Annotated in this window: 18 protein-coding genes; 6 read left to right on the forward strand and 12 right to left on the reverse strand. The window is 35.1% G+C overall.

Going from position 1 to position 17821, the window contains the following annotated elements:
- Positions 1-17 precede the first annotated feature (17 nt).
- Entirely contained in the window at positions 18-1622 is a 1605-nt protein-coding gene (locus ABWH96_RS04195; protein ID WP_375580245.1) for a hypothetical protein, read from the reverse strand.
- Positions 1623-1817: 195 nt separating this feature from the next.
- On the opposite strand from ABWH96_RS04195, the gene ABWH96_RS04200 reads away from it, so the two are divergent.
- On the forward strand, positions 1818-2441 hold the full coding sequence (locus ABWH96_RS04200) for a hypothetical protein (RefSeq protein ID WP_375580246.1): 624 nt from the start codon (positions 1818-1820) through the stop codon (positions 2439-2441).
- 113 nt (positions 2442-2554) lie between these two features.
- Here the strand turns inward: ABWH96_RS04200 and ABWH96_RS04205 are convergent, their stop codons facing one another.
- From ABWH96_RS04205 to ABWH96_RS04240, 8 genes are all read right to left on the reverse strand, one after another.
- On the reverse strand, positions 2555-3538 hold the full coding sequence (locus ABWH96_RS04205) for an AAA family ATPase (protein WP_375580247.1): 984 nt from the start codon (positions 3536-3538) through the stop codon (positions 2555-2557).
- 249 nt (positions 3539-3787) lie between these two features.
- On the reverse strand, positions 3788-4318 hold the full coding sequence (locus ABWH96_RS04210) for an adenine phosphoribosyltransferase (RefSeq protein WP_375580248.1): 531 nt from the start codon (positions 4316-4318) through the stop codon (positions 3788-3790).
- A 20-nt stretch (positions 4319-4338) separates the two neighbouring features.
- Entirely contained in the window at positions 4339-5355 is a 1017-nt protein-coding gene (locus tag ABWH96_RS04215; RefSeq protein ID WP_375580249.1) for a threonine aldolase family protein, read from the reverse strand.
- Position 5356: 1 nt separating this feature from the next.
- The gene (locus ABWH96_RS04220; protein ID WP_375580250.1) at positions 5357-5617 is read right to left on the reverse strand and encodes a hypothetical protein; all 261 of its coding nucleotides are present in this window, start codon (positions 5615-5617) and stop codon (positions 5357-5359) included.
- A gap of 4 nt (positions 5618-5621) precedes the next feature.
- Positions 5622-7139: a GNAT family N-acetyltransferase gene (locus tag ABWH96_RS04225; protein ID WP_375580251.1), complete on the reverse strand. Its 1518-nt coding sequence runs from the start codon at positions 7137-7139 to the stop codon at positions 5622-5624.
- A 222-nt stretch (positions 7140-7361) separates the two neighbouring features.
- Positions 7362-8249: a lipoyl synthase gene (gene lipA / locus ABWH96_RS04230; protein ID WP_085516356.1), complete on the reverse strand. Its 888-nt coding sequence runs from the start codon at positions 8247-8249 to the stop codon at positions 7362-7364.
- A 25-nt stretch (positions 8250-8274) separates the two neighbouring features.
- Positions 8275-8622 carry a hypothetical protein gene (locus ABWH96_RS04235; protein ID WP_375580252.1) on the reverse strand — a complete coding sequence of 116 codons (348 nt, stop codon included), beginning with the start codon at positions 8620-8622 and terminating at the stop codon, positions 8275-8277.
- Positions 8561-8989 (reverse strand): hypothetical protein, encoded by a 429-nt coding sequence (locus ABWH96_RS04240; RefSeq protein ID WP_375580253.1) that lies wholly within the window; start codon positions 8987-8989, stop codon positions 8561-8563. Before ABWH96_RS04240 ends, ABWH96_RS04235 begins: the two co-directional genes overlap by 62 nt.
- A gap of 160 nt (positions 8990-9149) precedes the next feature.
- Between ABWH96_RS04240 and ABWH96_RS04245 the strand changes: the two genes are divergently transcribed.
- On the forward strand, positions 9150-9554 hold the full coding sequence (locus ABWH96_RS04245) for an OsmC family protein (protein ID WP_375580254.1): 405 nt from the start codon (positions 9150-9152) through the stop codon (positions 9552-9554).
- Between the two features lies 1 nt (position 9555).
- Here ABWH96_RS04245 and ytxJ read toward each other — a convergent pair whose 3' ends face one another.
- The 3 genes from ytxJ to ABWH96_RS04260 form a co-directional block, all read right to left on the reverse strand.
- Positions 9556-9897 carry a bacillithiol system redox-active protein YtxJ gene (gene ytxJ, locus ABWH96_RS04250; protein WP_375580255.1) on the reverse strand — a complete coding sequence of 114 codons (342 nt, stop codon included), beginning with the start codon at positions 9895-9897 and terminating at the stop codon, positions 9556-9558.
- A gap of 15 nt (positions 9898-9912) precedes the next feature.
- Entirely contained in the window at positions 9913-11391 is a 1479-nt protein-coding gene (locus ABWH96_RS04255; protein ID WP_375580256.1) for a hypothetical protein, read from the reverse strand.
- A gap of 74 nt (positions 11392-11465) precedes the next feature.
- Positions 11466-13445, reverse strand: a complete 1980-nt coding sequence (locus ABWH96_RS04260) for a thiamine pyrophosphate-dependent enzyme (RefSeq protein WP_375580257.1) — start codon at positions 13443-13445, stop codon at positions 11466-11468.
- A gap of 170 nt (positions 13446-13615) precedes the next feature.
- Between ABWH96_RS04260 and ABWH96_RS04265 the strand changes: the two genes are divergently transcribed.
- From ABWH96_RS04265 to ABWH96_RS04280, 4 genes are all read left to right on the forward strand, one after another.
- Complete coding sequence (locus ABWH96_RS04265; protein WP_375580258.1) at positions 13616-14854, forward strand: M16 family metallopeptidase; 1239 nt, start codon at positions 13616-13618, stop codon at positions 14852-14854.
- Positions 14851-15354, forward strand: a complete 504-nt coding sequence (gene ispF / locus ABWH96_RS04270; protein ID WP_375580259.1) for a 2-C-methyl-D-erythritol 2,4-cyclodiphosphate synthase — start codon at positions 14851-14853, stop codon at positions 15352-15354. The genes ABWH96_RS04265 and ispF overlap by 4 nt, the downstream gene beginning before the upstream one ends.
- Before the next feature lie 2 nt (positions 15355-15356).
- Positions 15357-16037 (forward strand): tRNA (5-methylaminomethyl-2-thiouridine)(34)-methyltransferase MnmD, encoded by a 681-nt coding sequence (gene mnmD / locus ABWH96_RS04275; protein ID WP_375580260.1) that lies wholly within the window; start codon positions 15357-15359, stop codon positions 16035-16037.
- 567 nt (positions 16038-16604) lie between these two features.
- Complete coding sequence (locus ABWH96_RS04280) at positions 16605-17675, forward strand: IS110 family transposase (RefSeq protein WP_375580261.1); 1071 nt, start codon at positions 16605-16607, stop codon at positions 17673-17675.
- Positions 17676-17821 lie beyond the last annotated feature (146 nt).

Genomic DNA, 17821 nt, shown 5'->3' on the forward strand with positions numbered 1-17821 from the left:
TAATTTGATTTTCTTGCTTAGAAAGAGTCTAACTGCCCTTGTGCTGCCGCATAAGACCAAGCTAATACACTTACATCTGCACCTACGGTTGGCTCTGATACAACTGCATTATTGCTAATGAACTTAGCGTTGTTTGCTGTGATTTGAGCAGCAAATTCAGTTTCAGTTCTATCATTAGCTGCTGCAGCTGCAGCTGCATCTAATTGATCAACAAAAATATCACCTATCGCATTTGTTGTATTAAATTCAAGTCCGATAAATTTGGTAATATCATTAGCGTAATTATCTGAACCTCTTGGATCATCATCATTATCATCAGCATCAATCTCAATATCTGAACCTTCCGCAAAATCGAAGAAATACGTATTTTGGATATCATATTTAGCACCGTCTCTTAGATCAGCATAATCACTAGAAGATAGGCCTCTTAAAGAACCGTTGATAAATTTACCAACCAAATTAGTTGATCCGTCATCTCCTTCTGAACCATCTAACTCCATACCATGGTCTCCATCCCATGCGTAACCATTTGCTTCATCAGCTCCGATATATACAAAGTTGTCAATAGTTCCACTCCATCCTTGATCAGTATCGTATCCATCATCATCTTGAGCCCAAACTATAAAGTTTGAAATATTAACAGTTCCGCCAAATATTTCAACACCATCATCTGAGCTATTAATTGACTCAACATGGTTGATTGTAGTGCCTGAACCTACACCACCTAAGGTTAATCCTTGTAATTCATTTCCAGGGCCTAATTCAGCACCAGTAAATCTAATTGATACATATTCAAATACACCTGAGTTATCGTCAGCAGCATCACCACCGTATAATCCTTCAGTTACTGTAACAGGAATTCCTTCGATCTGCGCTTCAGAAGCTTCAGCAGAAATAGGGGCGTTACCTAATATTAAAACTCCACCCCATAAACCTCTTTGAGTAGTTAAATCAAGAGAACTTTCAAATTCACCCACTCCAATTTCATCAGCGGTTGAAGTAAAAACTATTGGGGCTTCAGCTGTTCCGTTTGCCTGAATATCACCACCTCTAGCTATAATCAGTACAGAAGCTGCTGCAGCATCACCTGGGCGTCCCTTTATAATAGTTCCAGGTTCAATTGTTAATGTGTTGCCTGCAGTTACAATTACTCGTCCTGCTAGTTCCCATATTCTATCACTAGTCAGCGTAAGATCTTCTTCAATTAGACCTGAAAGAACTTCATTAGGAAACTGAGCTGGAGCTTCTCCAACTGAAAGCACATGCGTAACTGTTTCTGAATCACCATCTGCATCAATAGCTGTGAATTCAAATACAATGTTTTGATCTGCATCAGCTTCTTCTGCGGTATAAGAAAATTCTAATGATAAAGATGTAGCATTAGCTTCAAATTCTGGCTCTAAATAGGTGTCACCATCTTTAGTCACTGTTACACTCGCTAATCCATCTTCTGCAGTAATAGTTGCATTTACTGGTTCTAAGGTTCCTAAATTTTCAATCTCAGCAGTAGCTGGGATTCCTTCAATTGTTACTAGGTTGTTTGGCTCTGGATCATCATCACATGCAGTGAATAAGAATCCCGATACCAAAGCTAGCATCGCTATTAAATTAATTTTCTTCATCGTGAATAATTTTTAATTGAGTTTAAATTTCTTTGTGACAAAGGTGGTTTTTAATTGTTAACTGAATTTGTCAGTCTCTTTAGCAAATTGTTACCAATTTCATCCTCTATTAATTTTGTGTTAAAATAAAAAAGTAGCACAACGGGAATGCTTTTATATGTGTCTTGATATATTTGTGTTTCAAATATTAACCTTATGAAAATATCACAATTAACCTTAGCTTTTATTCTTTTTGTAATTTTTGCTCAATCGTGTAAGTCAACAAATTACTCCTTAAGCAAAGAGGAAAAATTATCTAATTTGCTTTTTGTTGCTCAAAATGATAAGGAATCAAAAGTCAATAAACTGGACGAAACAGTTGAACTAGATAGGCAGGAGTTCTCTTTGAGATTTTATAATAAACCCTACAAGCCAGAATCAAACGAATTTTATTCAACTCAAATTGCTGCTTTCTTAAATAAAGAGGAACTAGACAAAATTAAATTAGGGATGCAAAAAGCAGATTTGCCATTCTTTGAACCAGGCTCTGGTATGGCTCCAAGTAAAAGCGGGAAATATGAAAGCTTAATATTTAAGAATAATGGTCATCATTACACGATATATGAGAATTCGGATAGTAAAAGGCTTAATTTAATTAGTGAATCCGATGAAATCTTGAAATTAGAATTTGAGATTAATCAATTATTTTATGATGGCAATCAAATTAAAATGAAAGATACTGACTTAGACGAATTTTATATTGCAGTCTTAATCGACCGAAACCTAAATGGGGTAATTGATGAAGGGGAATTAAATAAGTTGACTATTAAATTAAAATAAAGTGTCAATGATTAGTTTGGATTGAAATAATTGAAGTGAACTTGTTTGATTTAAATGAATAGGGGCGGTTAAATTTAATCGCCCCTTATTAATTACTATTCTACTTGATAAAATCAGCCAATTGGCACTTGTTTTAATATTTTCTCGATGATGTCTTTGGTAGTAACGCCATCTGCTTCAGCTTCATAGTTGAGCAAAATTCTATGGTTCATAACATCATAAGCCACTTCTTTTATATCTTCTGGTAAAACGTAATCTCTGCCTTCCATATAAGCTACAGCTTTAGCACTTAGGTTTAAATTAATACTGGCTCGAGGCGAAACTCCATATTGTATATATTCTGCTTCTTGTTTCAAACCATAGTCCAATGGAGAGCGAGTGGCATAAACCAATTCGATAATATAACGCTCCAAAGATTCCGAAATCTCTACTTGATTGACCTGATCTCTGATGCTGAAGATTTCTTCTTTTGTTAAGATGGTATTAACCTCTTTATTAAATGTCATATTCGACATTCTTCTCATTACTTCCAGCTCCTGAGATTTGGTAGGATAGCTTACGGTTACCTTTAGCATGAATCTATCAACCTGTGCTTCAGGTAAAGGATAAGTTCCTTCTTGATCTACTGGGTTTTGTGTTGCTAAAACCAAGAAAGGTCTGTCTAACGGGAATGTAGTTTCACCGATTGTCACTTGTTTTTCCTGCATGGCTTCTAACAAGGCAGATTGCACTTTTGCAGGAGAACGATTGACCTCATCCGCTAAAACCAAATTTGAGAAGATTGGGCCTTTTTTAACCTCAAAGTTTCCTTGCTTCTGATTGTAAATCATGGTTCCGATCAAATCAGAAGGCATTAAATCAGGCGTAAATTGAATACGTTGAAAATCTAAATGCAAAACATTCGCTAAAGTGTTAACTGTTAAAGTTTTGGCAAGTCCAGGAACACCCTCTAATAAAACGTGTCCATTAGTGAATAAACCGATCAATAAACGATTGACCATATATTCTTGTCCAACAACTACTTTAGCCACTTCAGACATTACGTCCTTAACTTTTTGTTGCAATGCGCTTTTATTCTCTATCTGTGCTTCTTCCATGATTGCTTTATAAATCTCTTTCTACTATATAAATATTAATAATTAACTACACAAAATTTTTTCATTTGGCACTAAATATCAATCTCGATAGCTATCGGGATAAAATGTATCTCATTTAATGCCTAATAGGCTCTATTTGAATTTCAAATATATTATATAAATCTTAAAAATATAAACTCCTTAAAACCTCATCCTTAATCCTTCTCCAAATGGAGAAGGAGATTTTGGAGTTGTATATCAATTTGCCAGTTAGTAAGTAACGATACTATAAACCGCTTCATTTTCTTTGGTCAGCTTTTTTTTGCCCTCCAAAAATCCTAACTCAATCAAAAAACTAAAGTTGCCTACTTTTCCACCTAATTGTTTTACTAATTCCGCTGCGGCCAAGGCTGTACCACCTGTTGCCAATAAATCATCATGAATCATTACATTCTGTCCTTTTTTGATTGCATCTTTATGGATTTCCATAGTCGCACTTCCATATTCTAAGTCATATGAATATTTGATGGTCTCGTAAGGCAATTTCCCTTCTTTCCTAACGGGTACAAAAGGCACTCCTAATTTTTCTGCTATCATCATTCCGAAAAGAAAACCTCTGGATTCTACTCCCACTATCACATCAATATTATCATTTTTGGCTTTCTCTACAAACCAATTGACAATTTCAGTTACTAGTTTTGGATGAGAAAGAACTGGTGTTATATCTTTAAATATGATACCGGGTTTTGGGAAATCTACTATATCTCGAATTTGGTCATTAATTTTTTCTGCTAATGTCATGGTGTAGGATAAAGATTGTTTTAAATAGCTTTTAATTTCTTGATCAAATCTTCAAGCATCTCATCATCAAAATCGAGATGTGTCACAAATCTGACATCATGCTTACCAAAAGGAACCGCTAAAATTCCATTTTGCTTTAATTTTTCAACAAAATCAACCGATAAAGCATTATTTGCAAGTTTGAAAATCACGATATTGGTTTCCACAGGAAGAACAGAATCTACAAAACTTAATCCTTCTAATACATTGGCAATTTTTCTAGCTCTATCATTGTCCTCTTTAAGTCGATTTATATGATGGTCCAATGCATAAATTCCAGCAGCTGCAAGAAATCCTGCTTGGCGCATTCCACCCCCTAATACTTTTCTTACTCTTCTGGCTTTTTTGATTTCCTCCTGAGTTCCCAATAATAAAGAACCTACAGGGCAACCTAATCCTTTTGAAAGACAAATTGAAATAGTATCAAAATGCTTTCCATATTTTTTTGGATCATCATCTGTGGCAACCAAAGCATTGAATAATCTTGCGCCATCCAAATGGAGTTTTAGGTTTTTATCCTTGCAGAGCGAGCTAATTTTTTCAATTTCTTTGAAGTCATAAACACAGCCACCACCTTTATTCATAGTATTCTCTAAAGAAACCAAAGTAGAAATCGGTGCATGCACATCATTAGGATTATTGATATTATCTTGAATCATTTCGGCAGTAATTCTGCCTCTATCTCCATGCAATAATCTCACTGAAGCAAAGGAATTATAGGCTATTCCACCGCCTTCGTATAAATAGATATGGGATTTTTCATCGCAAATGACTTCAGTATGTGGTGCAGTATGCACTCTAATGGCAATTTGATTAGTCATGGTTCCGCTGGGACAGAAAATAGCAGATTCCATTCCGAAATAATCAGCTGCTTTTTGTTCTAAAGCATTTATGGTGGGGTCTTCTCCAAAAACATCATCCCCAACTGGTGCAGCCATCATGGCTTCCTTCATTTCAGGAGTTGGTTGGGTTATTGTGTCACTTCTTAAATCTATCATTTTAAGATACTTTTTCAAACCAATGGGGCAGTTTCACTTGGTCAGTATAAAATTTCTTTCTTGTGTGATTACTGTCAAAAGGAACGATTTTTTCGATACGGTCAGTTTTGGGATGGTAAAAAGCTTCTACATAAAAATCATTCAATAAAAATAAATTGACCTTATAGCGATAATAGCGGATGGAGGTCACAAATTCTCCTTCAACATATAAAGTCTTTATCTTTTTGAATAAACTTAAATTTACAAACTCTTCTACCTTCACTGACTTATTTCTTTTTAATGGTGTATAAATCTTTTCTTCGATCCTTTAAATTACGCACGCTTCCGTAAGTATGCAATTCTTTTAACAAATTAACATCTACATCTGCAATTACTGTCATCTCAGTATTAGGAGTGGCTTCCGTTTTTACTCCATTAGTAGGGAATGCAAAATCAGAAGGCGTAAACACTCCAGATTGAGCAAACTGAATATCCATATTATTTACTTTAGGCAAATTACCCACGCTACCTGCTATGGCAACGTAACATTCGTTTTCGATAGCTCTTGCTTGAGAACATAATCGAACTCTCATATATCCATTTTGTGTATCCGTCAGGAATGGAACGAACAGAATTTTAACTCCTTCATCGGCTAAAAGCCTTCCCATTTCAGGGAATTCTACGTCATAACAGATATTGACACCAATTTTACCACAGTCTGTATCAAATGCTTGTATTTTCTTTCCCCCTGTCATGCCCCATGCGCTTACTTCCGCAGGCGTCATGTGAATTTTTTCATAAGTTTCGCTAGTACCATCTCTTCGGCATAAAAATCCTTTATTGTAAAGTTTTCCTCTGCTGATTACAGGCATGCTTCCAGTGAGGATATTTACATTGTAATTAATCGCATATTCCTGAAAAATTTCTTTTAAAGGCTCGGTATATTTTGCCAATTCCCTGATAGCTGAGGCTTCATCCAAATGATTGAATTCCGCCATAAGTGGAGCATTAAAAAGCTCGGGAAATAATATGAAGTCACATTGATAGCCACTTACTACATCAATAAAGAACTCAATTTGTTCTTGCATGGCTTTTAAAGAAGGTGTTGGACGCATTTGCCATTGCACTAATCCCAAACGAATGACTGTTTTAGGAATGTGAACATATTCTTCAGAAGGTTCATAATAAATATTATTCCACTCAATTAAAGCTGCAAATTCTACTGATTGCTTATCGCCCGGTAAATATCCTTTTAATACTTTTTTTACGTGAAAGTCATTTGACAATTGAAATGATAAGGTTTTATCATAGATTTCCTTAGCAATTACTTTTTGGATGTATTGCTTTGGTGTCATCTTCTCTGCAAATTTTGAATAGCCTGGAAGTCTGCCACCTGCCACAATGGAGTGAAGATTTAATTGCTCTACTAAATCTTTTCGGGCATCATACATCCTTCTTCCAACCCTCATTCCTCTAAAATCAGGATGCACAAATACATCTATTCCATAAAGTACATCTCCATCAGGATTGTGTGTGTCAAAAGATTCATTACCAGTAATCTGCGGATAAGTGTGATTATCGCCAAATTCAGAATAATCCACAATTATGGATAAAGCACAGCCCGCAACCTGTCCATTAACTAAAACGCATAATTGCCCTTCTGGAAATTTATCAATAAGCGTTTTGATATGTTCTACTTCCCATAGGTCATCCCATCCCGCATAAGCTTTTTTCATTGATTTTAATAAGCTGCGGTAATCCTTTAACTTCAGATTCTCCAGGGTAACAATAAAATTATCTTGCATAGGTATTCAAAGTTGGCTTTTTAAATCAGCCTTTATAAAAATGATAAAAGCTTTTCAACATTTTTTTAGAAAGCTCAAAAAGTAAAAACCACAGCAATATAAGTGAGATTCACTAAATGCTGTGGTTTGAAATGATTAAATTTTAACCACAAATATTTATTATTTGGCAGAATATTTAATCATAGTGATTTGTCTCCTCAATAATAAGTCAGTCTTTGACCGTTAAATCGGAACGTTTACGTGTCTCTCCGCATGGTATGAAGAGCGTACTAGAGGCCCTGATTCAACATATTTCAGTCCTCTTTTCAATCCTTCTTCTCTGTACATATCAAAAACTTCAGGATGTACATATTCGATTACATCATGATGCCTTTTGGTTGGTTGTAGATATTGACCAACAGTTAAAATATCGCAACCATGTGCTACTAGATCATCCATAGCTGCAAACATCTCATCTTGTGTTTCGCCCAATCCAACCATGATGCCAGTTTTTGTTCTTTTTCCGTATTCTTTGGTAAGCTTAATTTGGTCTAAACTTCTTTGATATTTAGCCTGAGGTCTCACTCTTCTGTATAGACTAGGAACCGTTTCCACATTATGCGAAACCACTTCTTGGCCAGCTTCTATCATTCTATAAAGTGCATCCCATTTTCCTTTTACATCAGGAATTAAAGTTTCTATAGTAGTTTCAGGAGAAAGTTCTTTTGTTTTTACAACTGTCTGATACCAAATTTCCGCTCCTCTATCTTTCAACTCGTCTCTATTTACTGAAGTTAAAACAGCATGTTTTACCCCCATTTTTTTGATGGCTTCTGCTACTCTTTGTGGCTCTTGCTCATCATATTCAGGTGGGCGACCAGTAGCTACTGCACAGAATGAACAGCTTCTGGTACATACATTCCCTAAAATCATGAAAGTGGCAGTTCCTGCTCCCCAGCATTCCCCCATATTTGGGCAATTACCGCTTTCGCAGATGGTATGCAGTTTATTTTCATCCACAATTTTACGAACGTTAGCATACTCTTTACCAACAGGTAATTTTACCCTCAACCAATCTGGTTTTTTATTTTTCTTTTTTTCTTCTTGGCTTACTACCGGTAAATCTATCATATCAATCTATTAATCGATTCTTAATCTATTTTCTTGACCCAAACAATATGCTGACAAATGCTGCTGGGTAAAAGTTATAATTTTTTGTACCTAAAGGCACTAATTGGATTTCTCTACTGAAAATTTCTCCTAAAAACCCTACTTCAAATCCTGTTACTTTGCTTTTGAATGTTCCAAATTCAAATAATAAAGATGCTCTTAAGTGAGCTCCCATTACTACTTCCATCTGGTCGATTCCTGAAAAATATCCTGCCGGGCCAATAATGGAAGAGCCATTTAAATATTGAGAGTAAGTAACTAAACTACCACCTTCAGCTCTTAGGAAATATGGAGATACAAAACCTAATGTTGGGACCACCTGTAAATACTCCATTTATTTGAACCCCTTTTTGTTCAGCTTTTTTGAATAATAAAAGATCATACCCATACATTAACCTAGTGCTTATCAAGTATTTCTCCTTCCCTTCATAAAAAGAAGAAGAACTGAAAAACGTAGGGCTTGGAACTCTTCTTTCCTGAGGATGTCTAATATTTGCTATTTCTATACCATAAGTCTGAAAAATACGGTCAGTTTTTTTGGCACTATAACGGAAAAACCCACCTGAGAATAGTCCACCATTTGTAGCCTTAGTTATTCCAAAAAGAAACTCCTGTCCATAATCAAAAGGATCTTCATTCTGGCTTTTAGCCTCAAGGCAGAGAAAAAGTGGCAATATTGAGAGTATGAATATTTTTTTCATTTTACTGAAATAAGAATACAAATTTATGGTTTTAGAATGGGAAACTAAATATTTTTTAAAGCTTTCATCTAAAACTACATATAAACTGCTTATACATTATAAAAATGTTGAATAATGTTAACTTGCATTTGGAAATAACGATTAAAATTAAACATAGTTTATGGCAACTTCCTCAATTAAATACATTCACCCACTTAGAACAAATGCAATCCATAATCGTTCAGGAAATTCTTTAAATACTGATGCCCCTATAGATAATCATGGATTAGGGGAATTTTTTTCACCTACAGATTTGGCAGCAACCTCTCTAGCCAGTTGTATGTTCACGGTAATGGGCATATACGCAGATCAAAATAATCTTGAATTAGGGGAGATCGAATGTGATTTAACAAAGGAAATGGCAGCAAATCCGCGAAGGATTAAAGCCATTACAATTGATATAAATTGGAAAACCAACTTACCTGAGAATGAAATCCAGAATTTAAAGAAAATTGGATTGAATTGTCCTGTAGCTAAAAGCTTACATCCTGATATTGAACAGAATGTAAACTTTAAAATGCTTTAAATCAGGCAGCTACTCCTGATTTCAAATTTTGGTAACTAATTCCCATATGGGATTCATCATAAACGCATTCTCCATTTTTTATCAATAAAACTTGTGGTGATTGGTGCATTACTCTGAATTTTTCAGCTACCGCATTTGAAATGTCTCGATAGGAGATTAAATCTAAATAATAAGCTTTCACTTCATTCATTTCATTTTCTTTCCAGCTTCTTTCTAATCTGTTCAATGCCATTGCACTTATTGAACAACTAGTGCTGTGTTTGAAAATTACTACAGGATTTGTCTTAGATTCTTCAATGATTTTATCTAAGGTTTCTATGCTATCTAATCTATTCCAATTCATATTGTAAGTATTTTTTTAATCTTGTTGCTCTCCAGATTCAGCTTCTTGTTTTTTCCAAGTGTCAGGATGAACAGAATTGTCCCAGATCATACCTTCCTTCTTATCACGCTTTTCTTTCGGTTTTTTGCGATTCACATAACCTGGCTGTGTATCATCTTTCCAGATACTGGTGAAAAACGAAGATACCGATTGGAAAGTTCTAGCTAGGAATGGAACTTTGGTGTTTTCTGCGGCTAATATTTTGGTGCCTGGATGTGATTCAGTGCTTAGGTAAAAGTGTCTCTTAGTATCACCATCAAGTTTTGAAATGTCTTTGCTAGTCTCTTTCATTTCATCAGTTGGCTTTCTTCTTTCAACTACCGTCAGCAAGCGATCATCATGCAATTCTTGTTTTTTAGGTTTGCTAATTGTAGTGGTCATCAGTTTACTGTCGTCAAAAGGCTTGCGTTCTCGATTGGCTGGTTTCGATATCATCAATTTGTCTTCATCAAATGGCTTTCTTTCCCGATCGCCATGTACAGCAGTCATCAGTTTACTGTCGTCATAAGGTTTTCGCTCTCTATTAGCAGGTTCAGAGATCATGAGTTTTTTATCATCAAATTTATCTCTTTTACCATCATTCACTCTTTCGGTCATCAACTTCTCATTGTCAAATGGTTTAGGTTTTTTATCAGAAGCATCGATGGTTAATAATTTATCTCCATCAGGTTTGTTTGATTTATAATCTGGGCGTTCAGAGATCATTAGTTTATCATTATTCAATTTGGAATAATCATTTTTTTGACTTTTGGTCATGATTTTCTTTTCGTCCATTTCAGGATCCAAATCTGATACCGATGCAGTTTCTAGTTTGCTATTGTCGAAGCGCTTTCTCTCTTTATCTTGTCTCTTACTGTAAAGTTTTTTTCCGTCTACCTTACTTTTTCTCTCCTTTTTAGGAGCTTTCGATAAAGTTTCAGATGGATCGTTCAGATTAATTGATTTAGGAGTTTCTTGTGGACCACCTTTTTGTAAATTAACATTTTTTGGTTTTTCCTTTTTTTGAGTAACTGGACCTTCATCCGCAATTCGACTGTCATATGGAATATATGGAGTTCTTAATTCCGAAGGATCAGTAATTGCTTTCCTATCAGCAGATTTATAATTGGGTTGATTATCATAAGTTTTTCTTTTGGTTCGTTTGTCTGGATTATATTTCTTTGTTTTATAATCACTTTTTCGAGCTTTAAACCACATCACCTTACCCCAATCCCATTTGAATGGATTAATAACAAATACTTTATTACTTCCTTTGTTTGGATTGCCTTTTGCTTTCCTTCTTTTGGAAGTTCTGGTTTTTTTATCATCCATTTTTTTAGGGCTGCTTTTTTCTGATACTTCTAATTTATCTCCTCCAGTCTCTTGGGCATAAGTAACTGATGGTAAACAAAAGCAGCTAACCAAAAATATGGCAAGCCCTATTAATAAAAATTGATATAGTGGGTTTTTAATCAAAATATGTTTTCTAATCCTACAATTTAATGCCAATTTTCCAGAATATGAATTTTCTGTAAGTTCTGAGGCTTTATTTAATATTCAGCTAGTTTTTTAAGCTTTGTTTTTATTCTCTCTTTTGGTAAAAAGTTCTGCTCTAAATCTGCATTAAATGGGACCGGAGTATCCAAACTTCCTTCTCGCATTACAGGTGCATCTAAAGCTTCAAAACAATTTTCGCTTATCCAGGCAGCTATTTCTCCACTAATGCTTCCTGTCAAGCAATCTTCATTACAGATCAAGACTTTTCCTGTTTTCAATACACTTTTTTCGACTGTTTCAGTGTCCCAAGGCAACAAAGTTCTTAAATCAATCAACTCAACAGATAAATCTGATAAATCATTCATTGCTTCTTTTGCCCAGTGAACGCACATACCGTAAGTAATGATAGTAATGTCTGTTCCTTCTTTGATAATATTAGCTTTTCCGATTTCAACCGTATAATAATCATCAGGAATTTCATCAGTCAAAGAGCGATAAAGTGCTTTATGCTCAAAATACATTACTGGATTTGGGTCTTCTATTGCTGCAGCTAACAAACCTTTTGCTTCATAAGGATTGGAAGGAAAAACAATTTTCAATCCGGGAGTGTGGAAAAACCAAGCCTCATTTGATTGAGAATGAAATGGGCCTGCCGCAACTCCTGCTCCTGTTGGCATTCTAACTACCACATCAGCATTTTGCCCCCAACGATAATGTGATTTAGCCAGATTATTTACGATCTGATTGAATCCACAAGTCACAAAATCAGCAAATTGCATTTCAATCACGGACTTTTGCTTTTTGATGCTCATGCCCAAGCCAATTCCAATAATGGCAGATTCACAAAGCGGTGTATTTCTGATTCTATCTTTACCAAATTTATCGATAAAGCCTTCCGTGATTTTAAATACACCACCATAATCCGCGACATCCTGTCCCATTATTACTAATTCAGGATATTTTTCGAAAGATTGCTTTAATCCATCCGAAATGGCATCCACATATCTTTTAGGACTTTTCTTATCTGATTTTGGTGCTGTAGCTTTTGACTCGTGAGGCAAAAACAAATCAGCAACTTGCTGATCAGTATTTAATTCAGGATATACATCTTCTCCCGCAAGTTTTAAACCTTTATTGATATTAGCTTTAATCTCTGCTCTTAAATCATTTATCTCTTCTTGAGAGATGATTTTTTCCTTCAATAAAAATTGCTCATAATTATCAACAGGATCTTTTTTAGCCCATTTATCAAATAATTCCTGAGGAACGTATTTAGTGCCTGAAGCTTCTTCATGACCTCTCATTCTGAAAGTCATAGCTTCTATTAAAATAGGTTTCGGATTTTTGCGCATTTTTTTGGCGGCTGTATCCACTGCATGATAAACATCCAATATATTATTACCATCTACTTTGATGGCTTCCATTCCATATCCAGGCCCTTTGTCAATGAAATTTTTGAATTTGAATTGTTCATTGCTTGGTGTAGAAAGGCCATAACCATTATTTTCAATCATGAAAATAACGGGCAAATCCCAAACAGCTGCAACATTTAAGGCTTCATGAAAATCTCCTTCAGAACTTCCTCCATCTCCACTAAAAACCAAAGTTGCTTTATTTTCACCACTTAATTTATTGGCTAAGGCAATTCCATCTGCTACACCTAATTGTGGTCCTAAGTGAGAAATCATACCCACTATATGGAATTCATTGGTTCCAAAATGGAAAGACCGGTCTCTTCCTTTGGTAAAACCTTGCATTTTTCCCTGAAATTGCGAGAATAATCTGCTTAATGGAATTTCTCTTGTAGTGAAAACCCCTAAATTTCTATGCATTGGAAGTATATATTCATCATTTTCCAAAGCTGCAGCTGAACCTACTGAAATGGCTTCTTGCCCGATTCCAGAAAACCACTTGCTGATTTTATTTTGTCGAAGTAAAATCAACATTTTTTCTTCTATGAGCCGTGGCAACAAAATTTGCTTGTAAAGGTTAATCAGCTTACTGTTGGATAATTTTTTTCTATCGAATTGCATGAAAAAATACCTTATAGAAAGGCTTTAGAGGTTTAAGTTTAGTTTTTAAATTACTGTTTCTATCTTTGGGTTTCCTAAAAAAATCGGAAACAATTATCCGACAAATTTAAAGTAATGGTCTAATCTGCAAAAGCCATTATATTTTTTATTTTTGATTCACTCATTAGCTTATGATAAAATATAATTCTTTTACGCTTGATAATGGTCTGAATGTGTATGTTCATGAAGACAAAAATAAACCTTTAGCCGTTGTTAACCTACTATATGATGTGGGCTCAAGAGATGAGATGCCTGACAAAACAGGTTTTGCCCATCTTTTTGAGCATTTGATGTTCGGGGGTTCAAAAAATATCCCCAATTATGACGAGCCACTTCAAAGAGTCGGGGGAGAAAACAATGCATTTACTAGCCCGGATGTCACCAACTATTATGTAACTCTTCCAGCGCAAAATATTGAAACTGCTTTTTGGTTAGAATCAGACCGGATGATGTCTCTATCTTTCGACCCTAAAGTGTTAGAAGTTGAAAAAAGCGTGGTGATAGAAGAATTTAAGCAAAGATATTTAAATCAGCCTTATGGGGATTTATGGTTGAAAATGCGGCCATTGGCTTATGAAAAGCACCCTTATCAATGGGCTACTATAGGAAAAGAGATTTCTCACATCGAGAATGCCACCATGGATGATGTGAAGGATTTTTTCTTTACGCATTACAGACCCAATAATGCTTATTTGGTGGTGGCAGGAAATGTAGAAACTGATCAAATTAAGAATTTAGCTGAAAAATGGTTTGGTGAAATTCCTTCTGGGGAAAAAAGAGAAAGAAAATTACCTCAAGAACCCAAGCAAGAAAAGGCTAAGTTTCTGGAAATTGAAGCGGATGTTCCAGTAGATGCTTTGTATAAGGCCTATCACATGCCAGCCAAAACGGACGAAAAATATTATGCTACGGATTTAATGAGTGACGTCCTTGGAAGAGGGAAGTCAAGTAGATTATATAAGAAATTAGTAAAAGAAACTGGTGTTTTTTCAAACCTAGCTGCGTATGTAACAGGTTCAGTTGATCCTGGGTTATTGGTGATAAGTGGTCAGGTTTCATCTGGCATTAGTTTGGAAAATGCCGATAAAGCTGTTAAGCAAATCATTAAAGAATTGCAGGCGGAAGAAGTAGCTAATAAAGAATTGGAAAAAGTTAAGAATCAAGCTATTTCCACTATCGTTTATGGTGAAGTTGATATTTTGAATCGTGCGATGTCTATTGCTTTTGGTGCTGCGATGGGAAACCCTAATTTGGTTAATGAAGAAATAGATTTAATCAAATCGGTTAGCACAAAAGATATTCATGAGGCATCAAATGAAATATTAAGAGATGAAAATTGTTCCACTATTTATTATAATGCAAAGAAATGAATTTCAGAATAGGATATGGCTATGATGTACACCGCCTAGCAGAAGGCGAAGAGTTCTGGTTAGGAGGAATTAAATTAGATTATCATAAAGGTGGAGTAGGTCATTCCGATGCTGATGTATTAATTCACGTGATTTGTGATGCATTGTTAGGGGCAGCTAATTTGAGAGACATTGGCTTTCATTTTTCTGACCAAGATTCACAATTCAAGGGAATAGACAGCAAAATTTTACTGGAAAGAACAGTTGCTTTAATTCGGGATAAGGGATATGAGATTGGAAATTTAGATGTGACAGTTGGATTACAAAAGCCTAAAATCAATCCTTTGATTCCTGAAATGGTGAGTGTTTTATCCAAAGTGATGAAGATAAGTGAGGATGACTTATCTCTAAAAGCCACAACTACTGAAAAATTAGGATTTGTCGGTAGGGAAGAAGGAGTGGACGCACATGCAGTAGCACTTATTTATAAAGTAGAGCATCAAGGTGATTTAGATCAATAATAATGGATAACATCAAAATTATAACTACCGAAGACGGGTCTCATTCTCTTTATCATGAAGGATTGAAGGAGACTTATCATTCTTTTCATGGTGCTTTGCAGGAATCAATCCATGTATTTATTGAAAAAGGATTACGGTTTTGGAGAACTAAATCAGGCTTACCTAAGCAGGTAGAGGTTTTTGAAGTAGGCTTTGGAACTGGCTTAAATACCCTTTTGGCAGCTCAATTTGCCATGGAAAATGAAGTCAAAATCAATTTCACCACTATTGAACCTTTTCCATTGGATATGGAGATTATAAATCAGTTAAACTATGTGTCATCAATTGGTGAAGATAATTTAAAAACCTTTTTTGAAGAATTACATAAATGTGAATGGGGAGAAAAGGTGGAAATTAATCCGTATTTCTCCATTCATAAAATCAAAGCAAAGCTTGAAGATTTTAAAATTGGCGAACGCTTTGATGTGCTCTTTTTTGATGCATTTGCCCCTAGCAAACAAGCAGAGTTATGGACAGCTGATTTAATGCAGAAATGTTTTAATTTACTGAAAGATGGTGGTGTCTTCACCACTTACAGCGCTAAAGGTCAATTAAAGAGAGATTTGAAATCCGTAGGTTTTGAAGTTGAAACTTTGCCTGGCCCCCCAGGAAAGAAGGAAATGGTGAGGGGAATAGTGAATTAGAGTAATTTATAAATGCCTTTGCCATTATTTCTTAACAACAAAAGAAAACAAATGGCAGCCAAAGGCTGCTTGATTTTACCACAGAGTAACACAATGATTATCACAAAATGTCACTGAGGTTTTCACAACCTGAAACATAAGGAAGAACATGGAGATTAATCACAAAACAAAATTAATCAAGATTATTTACTGTTATTTTTACTCATATTATAATTACTAATGTGTTGAATAATTTCAAATAGTCTAATTTGATAAAATAAGGGCAATCAGCACCCAATTAGTTGCCAATGTGTGTCCTTTGTGAAACTCTTAGAGAACCTCGTATGTTCAAGAATTATTAAAAATATAAGTATTTTTAATAAAGCAATTAGGCAAAGTGAGAGCAGTATTTGTGAACAAACAAGCTAAGAGCTATGTTCTCGCAAAGATATTCCTCACTTTGTTTTTACTCTTTTTAAATTCCGAACCAGAATCAAAAGAATTTCATCAATTGAAATATCTTGTATTAACACGAGACAGGAGCCAGAAGAGTATCTTATTGCTATTGTGGAACTAAACTTTAAAGCCATGAAAGTACTTAGACAATGCTGTGGAATCGATGTTTCAATGGATGCTCTGGATGTTGTTTTGATTACCCTCCAAGAGGATTTTGAATTAAAAATTGTATCAAGTGGTCAGTTTGCCAATACCAAAAGGGATATTAAGAAATTGATGAATTGGGTTAAAAGACATCAACTTAATGATCTTCCTCTTCAAGTAGTCATGGAAGCAACAGGTGTTTATCATGAGCAATTGGCTTACGCGCTTTACGATAATGGTTTTGAACTTGCCGTTGTTCTGCCCAACAAAGTAGCTAATTATTGCCGTAGCACTGATGTGAGGCGCATAGACGATAAAATCAGTGCAAGGCACATCGCTGAATTTGGTTTATTAAAAAAGATAGACAACTGGACAAAACCAGATGCCTCTTTATTGAAATTAAAAGGTCTGAGCAGAGAACGAGAGCAATTACTCAATGAAAGAACCAGGGCCAAGAACCAACAACATGCCAAAGAACACATGGCAGAAGTCGATAAGTTTACATTAAAAAGAGCCAAGCAACACATTAAGTTCTTGGATAAGCTGATTGACCAAATAGAAACTCAAATGAAAGACATAGTCGATCAAACCCCATGGTTAAAAAAGAAAATTAATTACATATGCTCCCTAAAAGGAGTTGGCTTTATTACAGCAACCATTGTAATAGCAGAAACAAATGGCTTTAACCTTATCAGAAACAGCCGTCAATTGGTATGTTATGCCGGTTATGACATCAACAACAAACAATCTGGAACATCGGTTAACACCAAAGCTAGAATTTCCCACAAAGGAAATAAACATATTAGAAAAGCACTCTACTTCCCAGCATTAACGGCAGTCCAACATGATGAGCCATTAAGTAATTTTTATAACCGCTTGTTTGATAGACAAAAAATTAAAATGAAAAGTTATGTGGCCGTGCAAAGGAAATTGCTGATACTAATTTATACGCTATGGAAAAAAGAAGAAAGATATAATCCAGAATATTACAAGGATAAATTTTTATTAGAGCAGCCCCGAGAGGCCGCCCTAACCGAGCTGGATCAAGTCCGCTCTTGATTTGTTTTCCTAATTGTAAATTTAATGAAAAATCATTTGGTTTTCAACACAGAATCTTTGCGGTAAAAAGTAAACAGCCTTAGGCTGGTCTTCTAAATGTGGTTAAAATAAATCATTTTACTCAAAGTTAATGCTCATCAAATTAT

Origin of the sequence: Marivirga tractuosa (assembly GCF_042140215.1) — a bacterium.
In the GTDB taxonomy this organism is placed as follows: Bacteria; Bacteroidota; Bacteroidia; order Cytophagales; family Cyclobacteriaceae; genus Marivirga; species Marivirga tractuosa_A.